Annotated in this window: 14 protein-coding genes; 6 read left to right on the top strand and 8 right to left on the bottom strand. The window is 57.1% G+C overall.

The window, feature by feature from the left end; all coding sequences use genetic code 11:
* The first annotated feature begins 3 nt into the window (after positions 1 to 3).
* Both ACFOKF_RS02235 and ACFOKF_RS02230 read left to right on the top strand, forming a co-directional pair.
* Positions 4 to 1,254: a lipopolysaccharide biosynthesis protein gene (locus tag ACFOKF_RS02235; protein WP_010335868.1), complete on the top strand. Its 1,251-nt coding sequence runs from the start codon at positions 4 to 6 to the stop codon at positions 1,252 to 1,254.
* A 5-nt stretch (positions 1,255 to 1,259) separates the two neighbouring features.
* Positions 1,260 to 2,342 carry a glycosyltransferase family 4 protein gene (locus ACFOKF_RS02230; RefSeq protein ID WP_017183057.1) on the top strand — a complete coding sequence of 361 codons (1,083 nt, stop codon included), beginning with the start codon at positions 1,260 to 1,262 and terminating at the stop codon, positions 2,340 to 2,342.
* Here the strand turns inward: ACFOKF_RS02230 and ACFOKF_RS02225 are convergent.
* From ACFOKF_RS02225 to ACFOKF_RS02200, 6 genes are all read right to left on the bottom strand, one after another.
* Positions 2,314 to 3,159, bottom strand: coding sequence for a glucosamine inositolphosphorylceramide transferase family protein (locus ACFOKF_RS02225; protein WP_010335866.1), 846 nt, complete (start codon positions 3,157 to 3,159; stop codon positions 2,314 to 2,316). The genes ACFOKF_RS02230 and ACFOKF_RS02225 overlap by 29 nt on opposite strands.
* A 506-nt stretch (positions 3,160 to 3,665) precedes the next feature.
* Positions 3,666 to 4,745 carry an IS5/IS1182 family transposase gene (locus ACFOKF_RS02220; protein WP_021233694.1) on the bottom strand — a complete coding sequence of 360 codons (1,080 nt, stop codon included), beginning with the start codon at positions 4,743 to 4,745 and terminating at the stop codon, positions 3,666 to 3,668.
* Positions 4,746 to 4,851: 106 nt separating this feature from the next.
* Positions 4,852 to 6,126: a hypothetical protein gene (locus ACFOKF_RS02215; RefSeq protein ID WP_380792785.1), complete on the bottom strand. Its 1,275-nt coding sequence runs from the start codon at positions 6,124 to 6,126 to the stop codon at positions 4,852 to 4,854.
* Between the two features lie 136 nt (positions 6,127 to 6,262).
* Positions 6,263 to 6,706 carry a hypothetical protein gene (locus tag ACFOKF_RS02210; RefSeq protein WP_380792782.1) on the bottom strand — a complete coding sequence of 148 codons (444 nt, stop codon included), beginning with the start codon at positions 6,704 to 6,706 and terminating at the stop codon, positions 6,263 to 6,265.
* Position 6,707: 1 nt separating this feature from the next.
* Positions 6,708 to 8,726: a hypothetical protein gene (locus ACFOKF_RS02205; protein ID WP_380792779.1), complete on the bottom strand. Its 2,019-nt coding sequence runs from the start codon at positions 8,724 to 8,726 to the stop codon at positions 6,708 to 6,710.
* A gap of 221 nt (positions 8,727 to 8,947) precedes the next feature.
* A complete protein-coding gene (locus ACFOKF_RS02200; protein ID WP_380792776.1) occupies positions 8,948 to 10,963 on the bottom strand; it encodes a hypothetical protein in 2,016 nt (671 codons plus the stop codon).
* Positions 10,964 to 11,555: 592 nt separating this feature from the next.
* Here ACFOKF_RS02200 and ACFOKF_RS02195 point away from each other — a divergent pair.
* The 3 genes from ACFOKF_RS02195 to ACFOKF_RS02185 all read left to right on the top strand — a co-directional run bounded on the left by ACFOKF_RS02195 (position 11,556) and on the right by ACFOKF_RS02185 (position 16,738).
* On the top strand, positions 11,556 to 13,190 hold the full coding sequence (locus ACFOKF_RS02195; RefSeq protein ID WP_228227595.1) for an RNA-directed DNA polymerase: 1,635 nt from the start codon (positions 11,556 to 11,558) through the stop codon (positions 13,188 to 13,190).
* Positions 13,191 to 13,337: 147 nt separating this feature from the next.
* A complete protein-coding gene (locus ACFOKF_RS02190) occupies positions 13,338 to 14,639 on the top strand; it encodes an SIR2 family protein (protein ID WP_228227596.1) in 1,302 nt (433 codons plus the stop codon).
* Entirely contained in the window at positions 14,636 to 16,738 is a 2,103-nt protein-coding gene (locus ACFOKF_RS02185; protein WP_380792773.1) for an ATP-binding protein, read from the top strand. The genes ACFOKF_RS02190 and ACFOKF_RS02185 overlap by 4 nt, the downstream gene beginning before the upstream one ends.
* 318 nt (positions 16,739 to 17,056) lie before the next feature.
* Here the strand turns inward: ACFOKF_RS02185 and ACFOKF_RS02180 are convergent, their stop codons facing one another.
* Complete coding sequence (locus ACFOKF_RS02180; RefSeq protein WP_380792770.1) at positions 17,057 to 17,671, bottom strand: PD-(D/E)XK nuclease domain-containing protein; 615 nt, start codon at positions 17,669 to 17,671, stop codon at positions 17,057 to 17,059.
* Positions 17,672 to 17,847: 176 nt separating this feature from the next.
* Between ACFOKF_RS02180 and ACFOKF_RS02175 the strand changes: the two genes are divergently transcribed.
* The gene (locus ACFOKF_RS02175; RefSeq protein ID WP_021233694.1) at positions 17,848 to 18,927 is read left to right on the top strand and encodes an IS5/IS1182 family transposase; all 1,080 of its coding nucleotides are present in this window, start codon (positions 17,848 to 17,850) and stop codon (positions 18,925 to 18,927) included.
* On the opposite strand, the gene ACFOKF_RS02170 is transcribed toward ACFOKF_RS02175, so the two are convergent.
* Positions 18,876 to 19,235: a hypothetical protein gene (locus tag ACFOKF_RS02170; RefSeq protein ID WP_380792767.1), complete on the bottom strand. Its 360-nt coding sequence runs from the start codon at positions 19,233 to 19,235 to the stop codon at positions 18,876 to 18,878. The genes ACFOKF_RS02175 and ACFOKF_RS02170 overlap by 52 nt on opposite strands.
* Positions 19,236 to 19,488: the final 253 nt, after the last annotated feature.

The raw sequence follows: 19,488 nt of genomic DNA, 5'->3' as shown, positions 1-19,488 counted from the left end.
CTTGTGCTCGGCGGCAAGGCCGGCGCCGGGCTCATCAGTCTCGTCTATCTTGTCATCGCCGCGCGCGCCCTGGGGCCGCATGACTATGGCATATTGGTTCTCGTCCATGCCTATGTGACGGCGATATGCGGCATCGTCGAATTTCCGGCCTGGCAGGCGATCGTGCGCTATGGCGCGGAGGCGCGACAGGAAGGGGCATCGCACCGCCTCGCACGTCTGCTTCGTTTCGGTGCCAAGGTCGAACTGGCGGGCGGCGTCGCGGCGATCATCGCCGCCATGCTGCTGGCGCCCTGGGTCGGACCACATCTGGGCTGGCCGCCCGAAACCATGGCTTTCGCCATTCCTTACAGCTTCGCCGTGCTGGGATCGGTGCGCTCTACGCCGGCGGGCTATCTGCAACTGATCGACCGCTTCGACCTTATCGGCCTGCACAATATGGTCCAGCCGCTCGTGCGCCTGTGCGGAGCCTCGCTGGCGCTGCTGTTCGGCTGGGGGCTCAAGGGCTTCCTCGCTGCCTGGCTGCTGGCCGCCATCGCCGAGTTCGCGGTACTCTGGGGCATGGGGCTTATCTGTGCCTACACAAGACTGGGCGCGGTCCTGATCCGTCCACAGGCGGGTAATGTGGCAAGCGAAAATGCCGGCATCTGGCGGTTCCTGGTGGCCAGCAATGCCGATGTCACGCTAGCGGAACTGGCTGGGCGGCTCGCACCGCTGATCGTCGGCTGGGTCATGGGGCCTGCCGTCGCCGGGCTTTTCGCGGTCGCCCAGCGCGCGACCGTGATCATCTCGCAGCCGGCACAGATATTGGGGAACACCGCCTATGCCGAACTGGCAGGGATGGTTGCCTCCGGCCAAGGCGGCGCACCGCTCCGCCGCACGCTTGTGCGCGTCATTCTGATCGCGATCGCCGCGGCCTTGCCCGTGGTCATCCTGGCGGCGCTTTTCCCGACCATGATGGTTACCCTGCTGGCGGGCAGCGCGTTCCAGGCGGCCGGCGCGGTCATGGTGGTTCTGATCATTGCGCGGGTAATCGCGCTGGTCGGACCGCCCTGCAGTTCTGCGCTTTCCGCTATGGGATATCCGGCCCTGTCGATGAGCGCGAACCTCTTTGCGAGCCTCATTTTCCTGCCGGCGCTGCCCTGGTTGCTCGGGTCGTTCGGGCTGATGGGCGCAGGGATACAGGCCGTTGGTCAGGCCCTGATTGCCAGTCTCCTGCTGGGCGGCCTGGCCTGGCACCGGAGCCTGTCGCAGTGAACGGCATGCGCATTGCCTATGTCATCAATTCGGTCGAAGGCGGCGGCGCTGCGCAGCCCGTGCCCGCCATAGCCGACGTGCTGCGCGCCGGCGGCGCGCAGGTGCGGTTGTTCGCGCTTCGGCCAAGCGACAGGCGCGGCTTGCCCGCGATTATCGAGGCGGGGCTGCTTCCGCGCGTTCGGGAAGGCGGGACAGGCGATCATCTGGCGGCCGCCTTGTGGCTACGGCGGGAACTGATGGACTGGGGCGCGACCCATATCTGGACGTCGCTCAGCCGTGCCACGATCCTTGGTCTCATTATCGGGCCTTCCCTCGGACTTCCGGTCGTCTGCTGGCAGCATGCTGCCTTCCTCAAGCCCTGGAATGAAAGGCTGATGCGCCTCCTGGCGCCCAGGGCGGCTTTGTGGGTGGGGGATTCGCAGTCCGTCACCGATCTGACGCAGCATCGACTCCAGGTTCCGGACGAGCGGCTACGCTGCTGGCCCATCTACGCCGTCGATCCAGCCATGCCGCAGGCATCCCCATGGCAGGCCGGCGAGCCGATCCGCATCGGTTCTTTGGGACGGCTTCATCGGGTCAAGGGCTATGACATCTTGATCGCGGCCCTGGCGCAAATCAAGGCTCGGGGCCTTGCCACGCCTCCATTCTCGCTGGCGATCGCGGGTGAGGGGAGCGAGCGCGGTCGCCTGGAGATGCTGGCTCGCAACGCAGGGGTCGATGTCGAATTCGCCGGATTTACCGATGCCCCCAAGAGCTTCCTCGCCGGACTGCATCTCTATGTTCAGCCGTCACGATCCGAAGGCTTTTGCATCGCCGCGCATGAGGCGATGGCGGCCGGGCTGCCGGTGATCGCTTCAGCGGTCGGGGAAATGCCCTATTCGATCATGCCGGGCGTCAGCGGCCTGACCTGCGCACCGGCAGATACTGATGCTCTCGCCCATGCGCTGGAGACCCTGCTTGCTACGCCTTCAAGGCTTGAAGAAATGGGGCAGGCCGCACGAAACCTGGTGAACCAGCGCTACTCAAGAGAGCGTTTCGAAAGAACAGGTACAGCCATTCTCACCCATATCCGCCAAGCGCACGCCTGATTTCCAGCGCCAGCCCGCGTGCGGATCGGTCGATCCGCTTCACATCGACCAGGCTGATCTCCCCGCATGCGGTCAGGCTGTGCATGCCGTCCCGATAGGCGCCGGCGGACAATGGGACCGGCATGGCGTCGCCGGCTTTCGCGCTGAAATTCGCCTCATCCAGCCTGTCGATCCAGAGAGGACGGATGGCTCCGCCATAGGTGCTGCTGCAGTCTTGGACCGGCAGAACGACATGTCCGGACAGGATCTGGGGCGAGCCACCAGGGCGCGATGATGTCACATCGACGCGCACGGGATTGCGCGGATGCACGATCCAGGGGCCCGCCAGGCGCTCGGCCCAGGCGATATGAAGCTGCGATATCTTTGTCTGCTTTGAGGTGGCCGGCGAATAAAAGAGCCACCAGCGGTCTTGATGATGGAGGATCGTTGCATCGACCGGAACGCAGTCCAGTGCGATGCGCAGTTCCGGCCGCCAGTCAGCCAGGCCGCCATGGTCGCGATAAAGCGTCAGCGCGCCCGATCGATGCGCCTCGGGCAGCATCCAGGTCGCACCTTCGCCGGCGAAAATCTGGGGGTAGGACAGGTGCCAGGGCTCACTCAGGCAAAGGCGCCGTTCGACAACCGACAGATGCTCATCGAGCGACAGGCGCATGATCGTGCCATGACGATGGCGATAATCATAATGCTCGGCAAAGATGTGAAGCGTTCCGTCCGCACCTCTCCATCCGAATGGATCGGCAAGAAACTGGAATGCCGGCTCCTCCGGGAGCCATGTCAACGCGCTATCGATCCGGCCCGATGCGATGATTGCAGCCATCGGCTGATGGACGATCCCGCATCTCCATATGTCTTTGCGCCGGGGCATGACTTGCTATGCACATCGGTCCAATATTCCGCTACCCCCTTGCTCTGGGATGATGGCCATGCTCGACGGCAATCGCACGCTTCGTGCCTCGATGATTTCCCACCCGGAACCGGACTGGCAGCTAGTGCATCTCGGCCGACGAGAAACTGCCATTCCGCAATCGGCCATCCCTCGCATTCCGGGAAACGATCATCAGTGCTTCAGGAACGGCAGGTGTTGGACGGGAACCTGCCGTTCCCGGCGCAGCTCGCGAACGTCGGTTTTGTCCCAACCCCAGTCATGAGCGGACTAACCGCTAATAAACGCACATTTTTTGAGCTGGAGACCCGCAAAAACCGGGTAATTTCGGCCTGGCTTGACAGACGTCGAGGCTTCGGAGCGCACGAACGGCATCGTTCGGACCGATTTCCACGATGCCTAGCGTTGATTTCGCCGGTTTGGCTGGCTTGCAGACAGAGTCAGCCCCTGCATTCCCGGCGTTCGTGGAAAATCAGGCGGTTGAAGTTGTAGGCCAAGTTGCAAAGCGTCAGTTTTGCCTCAGCGCGGGCGAGGCCGATGGTGCGGATGAACAGGTTGAACCGGTTCTTCTGATGGGCGAAGACATGTTCGACATGGGCCCGGATCGAGGATTTGGCTGCATTGGCCCGCGAGGTGGCCTTCGACATCGGCTTGCCCATAGGTTTGCGCCGATGAATGCGGGACGTGAGCATCTGATCCGACAACCACTTCTCGTTGCGCCTGGAGCGATAGGCACTGTCTGCCCAGACCTCGGAACTGGTATTGTCCGTGCTGACGACCTGCCGGAGAAGACGCCCGTCCGCCGCTGACGCCGAAGTCACCGCCATGCCTCGGATGAAGCCGAAGCGTCGATCGATGCTGATGTGGGATTTGTAGCCGAAGACCGGCAGGGCGATCATGGGGAGCGGCGTTCCATCCGCTCGATACCGAACTTTCCCGCCGATCTTGAGGGTCCAGCGCGCGTCGGTATCCTTCTGTGCTGCCTTGTTCGGCTCGTTCGGCCAGATATCTCTGGCGCTCTTGCCCGACTTGATCGCTTCGCGTTCGCCCTCGGTGTTCCGCTGTCTTGGTGCAGGCACCAGCGAGGCGTCCACGAGTTGCCCGGACATTGGAATGTAGCCCTTCTTCTGGAGTTGCCAGTCAAAGGCCTTCATCACCCGCTTGAGCGTTCCCGTCTCGGTCAGGCGATTGCGAAAATGCCGGATCGTGTTCTCATCCGGCGTGCGGTCCCCAAGCGACAGTCCCAGAAACCGCAGCCAACTCAGCCGATCGCGGATCATGAACTCCATCCGGGCGTCTGACAGATTATGCTGCGCCTGCAGGATCAGGGCCTTGAACATCATCACCGGATCGAAGGGTGGGCGTCCGCCTTTGGCTCCATCGCCATAACCAAGCCCTTCGACCAGCCACGCTCGGAAATACTCGAAATCCACCGTCTCCTGCAAAACCTCAAGCGGATCGCCCTCCTTGCTCAATGCCTCAAGGTGATCGCTCAAACTGAACAGGGACTTGGGATCCATGGCTGGCCTCCGTGATCGCGCGCCCTCAATGAATCATCATAGCCGTCCAAACACTACCGGTTTTTGCGGGTCTCCAGCTTTATCTCGCGCAGCTGGGATGTCAGCGCTAGAACTTGATACGCTTGAGCTCGTTAGTAATCCCCGCAGCAACAAACTGATCTTCTGGCTCAATCTGGTGAACATCAAGGAATGTTGCCAGTGAAGCCGCCAATTGATTATCGCGCTCCATTCGTTTCAATAATCCTCGAAATTTCGAAGCTAGGGCAGCATCACGAACCAGGATTGGACTGCCAGCATGGCGAGAAAACTGAGCCACCAGCCGATTCAGATATCGACGTAGCGTCTTTATTCTAGCGTGTCCGGCAACCTCAGCGATTTCCATGAGCACCATCTTTCGATCCCATGCACTCCCATGCATCGCCATGTGGCGGAAGAATGCCTCCCTCGTAAGTCTTTCGAGGCATGCGGCTCGTAGTCGATGGGCAGACCCCGGTACCTTTGCTTCCTTAAAAGCAGCATTTATCATATTACCAATCGAATTCGGTTGATAGCCACGACCAGTTTTCCGGCTAAGGAATAGACAGTCATCTTTAATCTTTCTTACAAAATCTGGCCTTATGTTCCAGATATAATGTAAATTGTACTCAAGATGATCTAGCGGCAATGGAACCTTTCTCTTCTTACGCCCCTTCTCGATCACGATCACAGATATGAATGTGAAACCCTTCTTGCGAAGTTCAGATACTTTTTCCGTGATAATAGCTTTCTGCTCATCAGACGCGTTTTCCAAATCATATGGATCACCGCCCTCTGTCACTACCCCGTGTTCTGCGAGCGCGTCTGCGATAGAAGGTACCGAGACCTGTGCTACCCCACCACATCTCAAAGTGCTGTAATACATCCAGCCTGCCATCAACCACCGCATGAATTTCATCTCGCTGGTAGAGGTCATTGCGTTGAGCTTCGTCAGCACCGCATCGACCTGCTCCTCGTCGGGCGTCGGCCGAGGCAGAGAGCCGCCGGATCGATCAATCTTAACGGCGCAGACATAGCGTGGGACCAAACGGCCTTTGTCTCGTTTATACGCTATTTCGACAGAAATGGGAAAGCCAGGGCCATCCAATCCATTCAAAGGATCGGCTACCATTCCCCTATACTCATCATATGATGAACTTGAATGAACGTAGAACTTAAATATCACATCTATTGTTCTTGCAAGCCTCCTCTCTCCAATTCCTTTTTCTTTAAGATATTCATAGAAATCCGATATTGTATAATTCGATGCATCAACAAGATTTACATTTTGCTTTATTAAGAAACTCATCCAACTTTTCAGAATGTATGCTTCATCGTTTAGCGTCCCTACACTTATCTTCCTCATTGTGAATCGATAGAAAATATATCTCTGCAGTTCCCATATCACTCCTGATTCGTCGTCGACCAATATCGGCAATCGAGGACCATTCCTCCTACGATATTTATAATCTTGTGGAGCATGTATTATTTTTATCATAAAATTATACGGATTTCATGCCGACAACATTCTGAGTATTTTTCAGAAGTTCAGCATAGTCTCTTTTTTTATTTTCTAGTTTTTGCTTTGTAACGACGTGAGCCTGTTGTTCACGCTCCAAGTCAGCCATTATATTGATAATCTGGGCCGCTAAGGCAGAATTTAGGGCGTTTGAGTTCTTGGCTTTCTGGCCATTGAATTTCCGGATGATCGCTTCAAATCTGGCTCGAAGCAAATGATTGGACGACGAGTAATAGTCGTTCGGACTCGACCAAGCGACCACAACGAATTCCTGCTGGCCAACAACGCAGACACCTGCCCAGCGCCGCAACTCAGATGGATTACGGGGGATACTGGCATCCGGCAAAACGCCGGCAGCGAACATTGCCTCCAGCGCTATTACTTTTGTTTCGAACCGATCACGAACTGAGGGGGCAGCTCTGGCCAACTTAAGCCTCCCCTATCCCGAAATACCGCCGAATGTGCTCTCGGATCCTGCGCTCGCGCTCCTCGGAAACTTTGCGCGATATCTCATCAGTTGCAGCCTCAACGCCAGCTTTCGCACGGGCGTGAATTCCCTCCCATTTGCCCTGAAGCGCGCGAAACTGAACGTTATGGGGGCACAGGCTGCAGACCATGTCCGTCGCATTCGCTACCGACTTGCCCAACAACGGCAGTTCGCCGTCCTTTTCCATTGCCTCAGCTAAGCATGCCGCAGCAGAAAGGTCCGCCGCATCTAGACCGCATTTGCAATAGGAATGCCCCTCAGGATGAGGCTCCAACCATTTGCCTATTATCCACACCGACAGCACCTGATCGAACGACGGGTGCGCGCTGTCGAGCTCATTCACCGCGATGCCCGGTTCGATCGCGAGGATCATTTGTTCGATCTCGCGCTTCCAGGCCTTACCCCCGATACCCGTCATGCTTCCAGGATCGTCAAAGGCCTCGGTGACTGAATCTTTGATATGCTGAACCCGTACTCGCTCGAAATCCTCTCGCGCCTGCTTGGCTTCGTTGACGCGCCGCTTCGCATGCTGCGCCTCAGCCCAATTCAGCCTGTCACCCGCGATGTGTGAGTGCACATAGTATCGCGTACGCTCCATTCCGGAATGCCCGAGAAACTGAGACAGGGCGTCAAGCCAGGGATACTTGAAGCGGTAGTAGTAGACCGTCGCAAAAAAGTGCCGCTGATGATACGCGCTCCACCTCTCTCCATTAGGCAGGAGAACACCGGCGGCCTCCGCAAACATATTGACCGCTCTATTCACGCATGGCGACGGTGCTGCTTTACCGGTGATCGGATTCTGAATGGAAAGAAGCCAACCCGCCTCATTCCCCGGCCCTTCACCGATCGCCTCAAGGAGTTCAAACGTGACGGCGACAGTCCGAGGCGCCGGGATGGTTTTCATATCCCCTTCGGTCTTAGATGCGAGATGAGTTACCGTGTAATGGCCATTATCAAAAGACGTAATCGCTCGCGTCTTCATGCTATTAATCTCATTCGGCCTACGTGCCAGAAATGTGCTCGCAGCAATTATGCTCCCGCCGATAACTGACCCGTTGAAAAATCGAAGCATCCTATAATTGAGTGAATACCAAGTTCCGTCATCTCCGTTGCGCCAATAGTTGAAGTGAGAATTAACTGCATCATTGAGGCAAATCGCGCTGACGCTCCTCTCCACCGCACTGATTTTAGCTTGCGAGTTGGCTTTATAATAGCTGGCGACCGGTTCGTAAGATACCACAATGGAACGGTGGAAATCGATGATCTCGTTTTTACCGGTTACGATGAACTCGATTGCACGGGCCGCCAATTCGCACACTTTTTCGGGCGGAGGGAGTGTCCGGGTGTTATATTCTGGCTTAACTATGCTGTTTGATACCGAATCTATGGTTTCATGCGGCAGAAGTGCGCGGAACTCGATCGGATCATGATGAAGGTTATCGCGGTAGCACCACAAGTGCTCCCAAACGGCGACAGCGGAACGAACGCGGGATGCAGAACCACCCTTATAAGCTGCGTTATTACGAGGCGTATGATTACATTCCAGTTTTGGCCACCGGTCTTGGACAAGCTTCGCCACACGCTCCCACTGTGGAGCAGGTACCTGACCTCGGGAGCCCAACCCAACCAAGCCTACGAGTGAATTACTACGCAACCTCCCGAAATCATCATAGGTGGATATATCGAAGTCAGTCGAGGAAATGATCTCCAAGAGACGGTCGACCCGCGCCTCGACAGCTATGAGCTTGTGAATCCCTCCTTCTGCTAGTTCATCAATGTATTCTAAATAGTTTCCTCTCGTCAGGTCTGAAAAATTCACTATATCTTGATCGTCTTTCCATCTCACCATGTTCAGAAAGGCCATGTGAAGCTGTGAGGCATTTTTCGCGCTCTTAACAAAGCCTTTGTCTGGATCCATCGCACACGACATCGCTATTTTGCACGTGTACAAATCGTTCATGCGACCTCCTTCGCGCATGGATTGACCGCTCAGGAACATTGGGTGATCGAACCTGAGGGTCGTATCTATGCGACGTTCGAGTTCCTCGTCATGCATCATGATCTTCCAGACGTCATCTTCGAGACTGTTCCCGAAGAACCAGTACGGTCTTCCGAATTCCGCCAGTACACTTGATGCAGAATTCCCGCGCTCTATTGACGTCTTTGGTGCCAATGACATGGTCAGAATATCTCCGGCAAGCAGATCAGACCCTCTTTGAACTCTGCCGCCACGGCCTTGGAGACTTGTTCAAAGTCGAAGCGGTAAGGACTACGCTTCAGGCGCCGATGATAAGCGATCACCAAGGCATGCCATGGGAGCCAGACAGCGTACCAACGCTTTGGGTTTTCTTCAGATATCCGCTCGCTTGCGAGGTCTAGCGCAATTTGCGCGATGGCCAGCGAACGGAAGGCCTTCATCGAGGGTGCGAACCGCCTGACCGGACAGTGCGGGCAAGGATCTAGCGGAGTGCAAGAGGGCCCAGTTCGAGCCAGTTGGCTCACATCGACGTCTTTATCGCTGCAGTAGAAGCTCAAGCCGAGGTCGTCGGCCTCAGCCTTCCTTTGATCGATCAATATGCTCGATACCCCGGCAAAGGCCTCCCAATTCACATCGGGCGCGATTGCCACCTCAAGCAAGTTCATGAAATGGCGAATGTGCGACTCGATGGCTTTGGCCATCCAAGGAGCATTCAAGTAGTGATCAAACGTGGTACTGACGTCCTCATGCCCAGCCAGCGCCTGAGCGATTGAAATGTCGGCGTCATTATCGAAGTAAGACAGCTGCAAAACGGTTTTTCGTATCGTAGCCCGATTTATCTTCAGTCCACCTATAATCTCATTTCTTTCATGCCTATTTAGAAAATCTCTCCATTCATTGCCAGAAAATCTGGATGCATCATTGCTAAATTGGCCAATTTTGTATCCACCATTCAAACCGTATATTATCAACTTCTTCGAAGCATCTTCTTGGCCAGATTTTTTAGCCTCTGTTCGAATTTCCGACGTCATCTCCCGATACATGGCAATGGCATCACACGTATTCAGTGAATTCTTCCGCGACGTTGCGACTTGCGCCTCTTGACCCTCGATCAATCCGTAAACCACCTTACCTTTTGCGCGCCGCTTCCTCGCTGCAATCGTCGATAACGTGGTTTTGCCGTGAGACTCCTTGTTCAGGAAAGGATTCTCCGGAAGGTCAGAGACAACGCTCGGGTTGAACCCAGTGTCACAAATAATTAAGCCAGATATTGCATTCGCTGCATGTCCATTTGGCCTGATATATTTCAATATTTCAGTGAGTCCGCCAAATTTCTCAATAAGAAGCCTGTACCTATTAGGCATGGCCGTCACTTTTATATCATCGTTATACCGGGATTTGATCATGAATATCAAAGCTGGAAGAGTTTCGGACTTCATCTTAAGAAATGATGAGCTGCTGGTGTCTTTCGAAAGCAATTCGAATACCCTCGGCTTGGATATCATCCGCTCCGCCTCAATTTCTCCCAAGTCAGAGTACATTGATATATATCCCTGACCGATCTTCCATTTTTCATACATGGATTTCAAATCGTTCAGCAGAACCGTTTTCAGCTCTTCAAGGATAGCTCTAGAATGTTCAATCTGTATTAGACCAGATTCTTCCAGAGGAACGTATCCTTCTTGTTCTGTATTACCATTGCAGCGCCTCAATTGCCCCAGTGTGGCAACCTTGCCTGGCTTTTTCCGTCCCCCTCGGAGGCCTCGGATTGGTTGAAAATCAAGACAATGACCCCGATCCTCTAGCGCAGCGAGCATTGAGTTAAATGTGTACGCGACGTTATTCCGCTTACTCAGGGTCTTATTTGTAGCCCTATTCCACTGCGGGCATATCTCTGACAGATAGTTGCGGATCGATTTTTCCCACAACCTCCCATCAAGTGGCCCTGTGTTATTAATAAGGTCTTCAAAAATTCCGCTAAAATCCAATGTTGGCTTGGATTTATTCATCGATCTCATTTCACAGAGCGTTCGGACTAGCACACTATGGGCCTGCTCTACTGTTCCAGATGGCACAAACTGGAAGGTGAGCACCCACATTTGCATCAACCGCTGCGCGGCCATTGCGCCATAAGCTTCTGCGATACGATCAAACCGATAAGGACGATGATGCCCTGCCAGCCGGAGTGTAAAGACACTGTCCTGTTTGATACGACTCATAGTCAAGCTGTATGAAATCGATGTTCGATGCGTCAACAGCGTTAATCATGGGACGTATCAATGCTATTATTTGTCTATTTTTTGTCGATTACGTCCGTTAATGACCAGAAAATCGTAAATCAAACGGACGTAGGCCGAGGCACGTCCGTAGAAATTTGATTAGCCCCAACATTTGCATCGGACATGATATGTGGACTGGGCTGTCGATTTATCTTCATTCCGAGCACTTTGGGTCACTAGAAAACTGCCTCAACGGAAATCCCGCGTCCTGATCCGATGCCCTCCGTTGGCTGGCCAGGGGCAATGCGCGACGTCAGGCTTAAAACGGGATCATACATATCACGTGGGCGGCGGCCCGACGGGTCGGTTCCACGGATCCCGCCGATCCGGTGCTGCCGGGCTGCTCAGCACATCAGGCACGTTGTCTCCCAGCGACAAGGCCATTGAATCAGGGCGGGCCATTACTGCAAGGTCGGGTTTTTCCATACTATCGACCAAAGCCGGTCGTTCCTAATAGACATATCGACGTCTGCTCATGCCAAAAGCAGACTTTCGTTGGCCATGATCAAATCGCGGTGTCATCATAGTGCCGATGGCACTGAAGCACGATCTTCTCGAGAAGGGGTATCTACCCGAGAACCTACCGCCGACTTTCGTGACGGCTGCTATCGGCGCCAACCTTGCGGCTCGCAACGAATGGCTCACCGACGGGAGGCATCCGGTTAGGTCATCTCCGTTCAACGCGTCCAAACGAGGGATGACGCGTCGCGAATTTTCATTCGTCCATCCGTCGACCGCCCACGATCTCGCGCGCTTTGTCGCCAACCGGGAGGTGGAGCTGACGCAGCATTTCGCGCTGTCGAATTTCAGCCTGTCCAAACCGGTCCACAACCCAGATATGGACAGGGCGGTAACGATCGCATCGCATTCCGAGCTTGAAAGCGCTCGGCTATCGCGTCTCGCTCGGTATCGCTTCGTCGCGCGGACTGACATCTCGCGGTTCTACCACACGATCTACACCCACTCGATTCCTTGGGCCGTGCACGGGCGGGCCGCCGCAAAGGCGGACCGCAATCCCGCCTCCGCGAACTGTTACGCCAACCGTCTCGACCTAATCGTCCGGGCAGGGCAAGACGGCCAGACGGTTGGCGTTCCAGTCGGACCTGACGCGTCGAGATACGTCGCGGAGGTGATCGGCACCGCGATCGACCAAGAATTTGTCCGCCGCGGCGGTCACCAGAACTGCGACCTGATACGGCACGTCGACGACGTTTGGATCGGTGCCGACACCCACGCCGCAGCCGAGGAGGCACTGTGGCGTTACAGGGAAGCCATTCGGTTTTTTGAGTTGGACATCAACGAATCGAAGACGGCGATTTACTCCGATAATTTCTCCTTTTCCGACACATGGCCGACTGACATCGCCGCCAAGTTCGAGTTCGCGAGCAATTCGCTTGATCGACGCATTCCGGAGCGACTTCGTGCAGCGCTTGAATACGCTTTCTCGCTCACCTCGAAAAACAACGACGACGGGGTTCTCAAGTACACCCTTCGCTACTTGGATCGGTCGAACCTCGCCGCCACCCAGTGGCCTGTTGTGGAACCCTTCCTCAAGCGCGCTGCGGTGCATTTCGGTCATTCCATCGACTACGTCGCCCGAATGATCGTCTGGCGCCACTTGGCGTTCCGCGACCTCGTAATCGCCGACTGGTCGCCGATCCTGGTGGCGATACTGGATCGGCACGGGCGCCTCGGAAACGATGGTGAAGTGTCGTGGGCACTTTATGCCGCGATCCGGCTCGGCATTGAGATCCCCATCAGAACGGCCAATCTGATAGTTCAGAACTGCGGTCCGCTCACTGTGATGGCGCTGCTCTCCTGCGTCGAGCAGACTCTGGTCGCACCCGCCGTATTTGAAGCTGCCGCTGAGATCGTCACGAACGAAACTGGGTCTGGACCCTATTGGCCGTTGCTTCTGGAATGGCGGTCGCGACGCTGGGCAGGTAGCGCAAACCTAACGCTCGGAAACGAACTCATCGAGGATCTCGCTCAGCAAGGTATAACCCTGTTCGCACCCAATAGACTTCCGAGCGTCTTCCAGGATCTCGACGAGAACGACTTCGGCTCAGTGGCCTTCGCCATCGAAGAGCGCTCAAGCCAGTATGACGACGACAACGATGAGGAGGAAGACGATGACCTCGACGAGGACGAGGATCAGCCCTTCTGATCGGCCATTCGTTCTATCATCGGGCATCCCGACTATATAGCGGCACTTGGATTTGTCGGGAGAACGTGCTGGACTTTCGGAACAATTTTGTCTCGGTCGACCGGGTCAGTTGTGGCACAGCTTCATGAATACAGGTCGGGGGAATGTATGGAGTGGAAGGCGCACGGCTACCGGGTGGGATCTTCAAATGAGACCTTCGACGACATCCCGACGGACGCTGATGAACTCGATCAGTTCGTCGCGCTGCACCGTCGCCGGATCGAGCCCTGGCTATCTGCGGTATTTCAGGCAGAGCATCTCAACCTCCTGCTAGGTAGCGGATTCACGACATCCGTCGCGTTCGCGGCGGGGGTAGCCGCAACGGGAATGGATGTGGCCGCTGGCACTTCGGCCCATGCCAAGGCCATCATGGATCATGCTGCCGCCAGCGCCAAGAAGATGGGGCGCGGCGAAGCTAATATCGAGGATCAGCTACGCAGCGCCATCGCTGTGCTCGACGGGCTCGACATCATTGACAAGGATGCTGCGGAATCCGTCCGTGCCGACATCAACGCTGCTATTGAGACCTTTCTCTATTCCCTGCTTGCGACCGAACGGGGTATCGCCGACGCCGACAGCGCGCCGGCCTCCGCCATGCTCCAGTCCTTTCTACTGAGTTTCGCCAGCCGTGCGGCGTCACGCGAGCGCCTGCACGTGTTCACGACCAACTACGACCGACTGATCGAACGCGGGTGCGACGACGCCGGCCTGCGCATCATCGATCGGTTTGTAGGCACTTTGCGCCCCTTGTTTCGCAACACACGCATCGAGCTGGACTATCACTATAATCCGCCAGGAATTCGTGGTGAACCGCGCTTCATGGAAGGCGTCGTTCGCCTGACGAAATTGCACGGCAGTCTCGATTGGCGCTTCGACGAGTCTACGCGGCGTATCTATCGTGCCGAGACCCCCTTTGGTGCGGCGGAAGATCATCCAAGCCTTCCGGATTCTCCCGTCGATACCGTCATGATCTATCCAAATCCGGCGAAAGACGTAGAGACGACCCAATATCCGTATGCAGAGCTGTTTCGAGATTTCGCTTCTGCGACGTGCAAGCCCAATTCCGTCGTCGTCACCTACGGCTATGGCTTTGGTGACGATCACATCAACCGAGTGCTCCTCGACATGCTGTCGGTGCCATCTGCGCATCTCGTTATCATCGCGTTCGATCTCGATGATCGCATCAAGGGGTTCCTCGCGCATACCCGGCCAGCCCAGGTCAGCCTCCTTGCTGGCCGTCATTTCGGGAGCCTTCAGCGTCTGGTCGACGACTATCTTCCAAAGCCCGCGCTCGACTATATCACCGGACGGATGTCGGAGCTCCTGAAGAACCGGGCCTTCACCGAAGTCCCGGTTGTCGTCGCGGCACCGGCTGCGGATGCGCCGGCTGAACCGGGCGGTGCCGCATGAGCTCTCCTGTTGAGCGCTTGTCTGAGCTGGTCATCGGCACGGTCGAGTCCATCTCGTCCGATGAAATTCGCGTCCTCCTGGATCTTGATGCTCCACAATCAACTGCACTCAATACAGGTACGCCGACCAGTTTTCCCCGCCTCAACAGCTATGTTCTGATACCCAATGAGGCCGGCGCGACAGTGGCCTATGTCACCTGGATCGGCATCGAGCGCTCGCCATTTCCAAAACGCTCGGGGCTGAAAGACTTCGGCCTCATCGACCTGCCGTTCCCGCTGCGAAAAATGGCGCTAACTCCGATCGGCACGCTGACCGTGCGCCGCGACCGCCGCGCAGGAACCAGCGTTTACGACCTCAGCCGCGGCGTGGTCGCTTTTCCTTCGGTCGGCGATCAGATCCTTATACCGACGCCCGAACAGATCGCAGCGATCGTCGGTGCAAAGGATAAGGATCGCCGTGTCCGGATCGGCTCTTCGCCGCTTGCCGCAAACACCTCGATCATGGTCGATCCGGACAAGATTTTTGGGCGTCACGTCGCTGTGCTCGGTAATACCGGCAGCGGCAAGTCCTGCTCGGTTGCAGGTCTAATCCGATGGTCGCTCGACGCCGCGCAAACTGCGCTCACAAACCCGGCTGAAGGGCCGAACGCCCGGTTCATTATTCTCGACCCCAATGGAGAATACGCCAAAGCGTTCGCCGATCGCGCGGACAATGTCCGGCTGTTCCGCGTGCCACCCGTCGATGATCAGAAGGGTGAGCGAGCACTGCGCCTGCCGGCCTGGCTCTGGAACGGCCATGAATGGACGGCGGTGTCATTCGCCCGACCGGGCGCGCAGCGACCGCTGTTGCTCCAGGCCCTTCGTGACCTGAAAAGCGGCAATCTCGCCGACGTGCCGGCGGCGGCGCTGGTTCGGCGGCACATCTACTCGTACAGGCTGCTGGTCGATGCCTTGCTCGCGCGCGGACCGGCAGCGTTTGCGGGCGATGCCGGGCCACGACGCCAATGCGGCGACCTGATGGACAACATGGCAGCGGATTGCGACGCGATGAGCGCGCGGCTCGACGGAGACCCTGCGGCAACGCTCACCGACATTGCCGCGACCATTCGAGACGTCGCCAACAATCGTCGCGGAAACAACGGTTGGTTCAACAGCTTCGCCGTCGAGGAAATCGAATCCGTTCAGGCTGCCCTGCAATCATTCCTCGATCAGGTCGAGGATGCCTTGGCGGCCGCACAAATCACCGAGGATGCGCCGATCCCCTTCGACGTGCAGATGTTGCCGGATCACCTCGAGCGGATCGCCGCGACCGAAGGGGGCGGCCTTGCGGGCTTCATCAGCACGCTTGGCATGCGAATCCGGGGAATGATGGCAGATCCCCGGCTTGGGCAGGTTGTCGGCAGCGAACCGCAGATCAGCTTCGATACCTGGCTCGACGATCTGATCGGCAGCAACGCGTCGGCGAACGGTCAGGTGGCGATCATCGATCTTTCACTCGTTCCCTCCGAGGTCGTCCATATCGTTGTCGCCGTGCTCGGCCGACTGACCTTCGAAGCATTGCAGCGCTACAGACGGCTGCATCCGGACGGAAAGCCGTTGCCCACGACGCTGGTCCTGGAAGAGGCGCATAGCTTTGTTCGCCGCGGTGGGAACGATGAGGGCGTTCCTGAGAACCCCGCGCAACTCTGCCGCGAGACATTCGAAAAGATCGCGCGAGAAGGACGAAAGTTCGGCCTGGGCCTCATGCTATCCTCCCAGCGACCGTCCGAGCTGTCCCCGACCATCCTTGCCCAGTGCAACACCTTCCTGCTTCATCGGATCGTGAATGACCTTGACCAGGCGTTAGTCGCACGGCTTATTCCGGATAATGTTGCGGGTCTGCTGAAGGAGCTTCCTAGCCTGCCATCGCGTCAGGCCGTGCTTCTCGGTTGGGCGACGCCGATCCCTTTGCTGGTTGAAATGGACGAACTGGCCGAGGAACATCGGCCGCAATCCTCAGACCCTGATTTCTGGGACGTGTGGACCGGTAAGAGTCCGCGCGTGATCGACTGGCCTACGCTCGTGCAGGACTGGACTGGCGAGCCGCCCGCTCAACCCTAGGCGGGAAGGTCGGCAAGTTCACTTGGCGATCAAGCGTGAACGCCTGTTCGAACCATCCGTTCTGACAGCGCACCAGTCTTTGATTGTCTCCGAGCGGCACGCGCAGCCACGATCTGTCGGAGCGGATTCGCCTCTATGAGGGCGTACGCGGCTTGATCGGGTGCGTATTGATCCTGATGCACGACTACGAACCGGTCCCAGTCCGGCTGGGCACGAGCTCCGATCACGGGGAAGGCCAGAGGGCGAACTCAAAGCGCGAGAACCAGTAGAACAAGTCAAACGCAAGCTCGCGCAGGCCGGCCGCGACCTCGTCTTGCCTCACGTGGCTGCCGCTTTCGCGGATTCCGCCGGGCCACGCTTCGGTTTGGGCTTTCCATCTCCGAAGACCAAGTAGACGCGCCAGTTCTTCGAAGTGCCGACCTTCTTCATCTCGGCATCGACCTGATCCTGGGAAAGATAGGCGCCCGTTAGGTAGACGAGTCCGACAAAGAGCGAGAATTCGCTGTCCTCGTATCCCTTCATATCTTCATACAGTTCGCCTATCGCTGACTTCGCCTTCTGCTTGTCGTCGGCGAACTTCACCTCGACCGCCGTCGCAATGGAATCGATGCCGAAGTCCGGATGGTAGGTCTTGGTCTGTTTCGGGATGGGTGGTTCGCGAATGACGTCGGGGAACGCGAGCCGTAGCGCCGGCTGAAGAGCGTCTTGCACGTCCTTTTCCCTGGTCGGTACATTATTTATCGCGTCGAGGTAATGCGCGGTCTGTCGCAGCATCCGAGCGAGCACGCGTCGCTCGGTCCTCACGTCCGCCGGAATCTCGATAAGCGGCGCGATGCGATCAAGGCGCCGACTCACCGCGTCCACCACCACGTTGTTCGCACCGTAATATTCGTCGAAGTATCCGACCTTCGTGAAGTCGACTGCCTCGAACACTGCGATCTGGTCGTCGAAGTCGATCCGCGTCGCGTCGAGGCCGAGCAGCTCAAGCAGAATCCGCAGTGCGTCGATGGCCTTCCGGCTCAGTTCCTCCAGCTGGAGACCCGCAAAAACCGGTAGTGTTTGGACGGCTATGATGATTCATTGAGGGCGCGCGATCACGGAGGCCAGCCATGGATCCCAAGTCCCTGTTCAGTTTGAGCGATCACCTTGAGGCATTGAGCAAGGAGGGCGATCCGCTTGAGGTTTTGCAGGAGACGGTGGATTTCGAGTATTTCCGAGCGTGGCTGGTCGAAGGGCTTGGTTATGGCGATGGAGCCAAAGGCGGACGCCCACCCTTCGATCCGGTGATGATGTTCAAGGCCCTGATCCTGCAGGCGCAGCATAATCTGTCAGACGCCCGGATGGAGTTCATGATCCGCGATCGGCTGAGTTGGCTGCGGTTTCTGGGACTGTCGCTTGGGGACCGCACGCCGGATGAGAACACGATCCGGCATTTTCGCAATCGCCTGACCGAGACGGGAACGCTCAAGCGGGTGATGAAGGCCTTTGACTGGCAACTCCAGAAGAAGGGCTACATTCCAATGTCCGGGCAACTCGTGGACGCCTCGCTGGTGCCTGCACCAAGACAGCGGAACACCGAGGGCGAACGCGAAGCGATCAAGTCGGGCAAGAGCGCCAGAGATATCTGGCCGAACGAGCCGAACAAGGCAGCACAGAAGGATACCGACGCGCGCTGGACCCTCAAGATCGGCGGGAAAGTTCGGTATCGAGCGGATGGAACGCCGCTCCCCATGATCGCCCTGCCGGTCTTCGGCTACAAATCCCACATCAGCATCGATCGACGCTTCGGCTTCATCCGAGGCATGGCGGTGACTTCGGCGTCAGCGGCGGACGGGCGTCTTCTCCGGCAGGTCGTCAGCACGGACAATACCAGTTCCGAGGTCTGGGCAGACAGTGCCTATCGCTCCAGGCGCAACGAGAAGTGGTTGTCGGATCAGATGCTCACGTCCCGCATTCATCGGCGCAAACCTATGGGCAAGCCGATGTCGAAGGCCACCTCGCGGGCCAATGCAGCCAAATCCTCGATCCGGGCCCATGTCGAACATGTCTTCGCCCATCAGAAGAACCGGTTCAACCTGTTCATCCGCACCATCGGCCTCGCCCGCGCTGAGGCAAAACTGACGCTTTGCAACTTGGCCTACAACTTCAACCGCCTGATTTTCCACGAACGCCGGGAATGCAGGGGCTGACTCTGTCTGCAAGCCAGCCAAACCGGCGAAATCAACGCTAGGCATCGTGGAAATCGGTCCGAACGATGCCGTTCGTGCGCTCCGAAGCCTCGACGTCTGTCAAGCCAGGCCGAAATTACCCGGTTTTTGCGGGTCTCCAGCTGTGCCGCCATGTCCTGCAGGTATTCCTCAGGGTCGAAGTCGTCGGGACGGTTCTCATCCGCATCGGCGTAGGCGTTCACCTGCGCATGGCAGTTCTGGACCGCCGCCCGCGCGGCGCCATAGGCCTTGGTTGCGAGTTCGATATCGGTCTTGGTCAGTTGAGTCATAGCAGCGGTCCGCTTGGGTTATTAGCATCTGTTCCAGTGTAGGGTGATCGACGGCAGTGGCCACTGGCTAGATGAGACATTCCGTTATGCCCGAGGACGGCCTGAGCGTCCGCTATCGTCTAATGCAGTCGATCAAGGCGGGTGATCGTGAACGACGGCTTTGTCCCAAGACCTTCCGGCATTTGTCGTCCATAGCCATTCGCTCCTGTCTCCATCGGCGAACGTTCATCCCCAGCTTAGCCGTCCGTTCGCC

Source organism: Sphingobium rhizovicinum (genome assembly GCF_042647625.1).
Lineage (GTDB): Bacteria > Pseudomonadota > Alphaproteobacteria > Sphingomonadales > Sphingomonadaceae > Sphingobium > Sphingobium rhizovicinum.
This window is presented reverse-complemented; position numbering and strand designations above follow the sequence as displayed.

What these genes read in the sequence shown, in the direction of transcription:
- ACFOKF_RS02175 (WP_021233694.1), top strand. Translation starts at nt 17,848, where the DNA reads ATGGATCCCAAGTCCCTGTTCAGTTTGAGCGATCACCTTGAGGCATTG.
- ACFOKF_RS02185 (WP_380792773.1), top strand. Translation starts at nt 14,636, where the DNA reads ATGAGCTCTCCTGTTGAGCGCTTGTCTGAGCTGGTCATCGGCACGGTC.
- ACFOKF_RS02205 (WP_380792779.1), bottom strand. Translation starts at nt 8,726, where the DNA reads ATGAACGATTTGTACACGTGCAAAATAGCGATGTCGTGTGCGATGGAT.
- ACFOKF_RS02190 (WP_228227596.1), top strand. Translation starts at nt 13,338, where the DNA reads ATGGAGTGGAAGGCGCACGGCTACCGGGTGGGATCTTCAAATGAGACC.
- ACFOKF_RS02230 (WP_017183057.1), top strand. Translation starts at nt 1,260, where the DNA reads ATGCGCATTGCCTATGTCATCAATTCGGTCGAAGGCGGCGGCGCTGCG.
- ACFOKF_RS02215 (WP_380792785.1), bottom strand. Translation starts at nt 6,126, where the DNA reads ATGAGGAAGATAAGTGTAGGGACGCTAAACGATGAAGCATACATTCTG.
- ACFOKF_RS02225 (WP_010335866.1), bottom strand. Translation starts at nt 3,159, where the DNA reads ATGGCTGCAATCATCGCATCGGGCCGGATCGATAGCGCGTTGACATGG.
- ACFOKF_RS02195 (WP_228227595.1), top strand. Translation starts at nt 11,556, where the DNA reads ATGGCACTGAAGCACGATCTTCTCGAGAAGGGGTATCTACCCGAGAAC.
- ACFOKF_RS02220 (WP_021233694.1), bottom strand. Translation starts at nt 4,745, where the DNA reads ATGGATCCCAAGTCCCTGTTCAGTTTGAGCGATCACCTTGAGGCATTG.
- ACFOKF_RS02200 (WP_380792776.1), bottom strand. Translation starts at nt 10,963, where the DNA reads ATGAGTCGTATCAAACAGGACAGTGTCTTTACACTCCGGCTGGCAGGG.
- ACFOKF_RS02170 (WP_380792767.1), bottom strand. Translation starts at nt 19,235, where the DNA reads ATGACTCAACTGACCAAGACCGATATCGAACTCGCAACCAAGGCCTAT.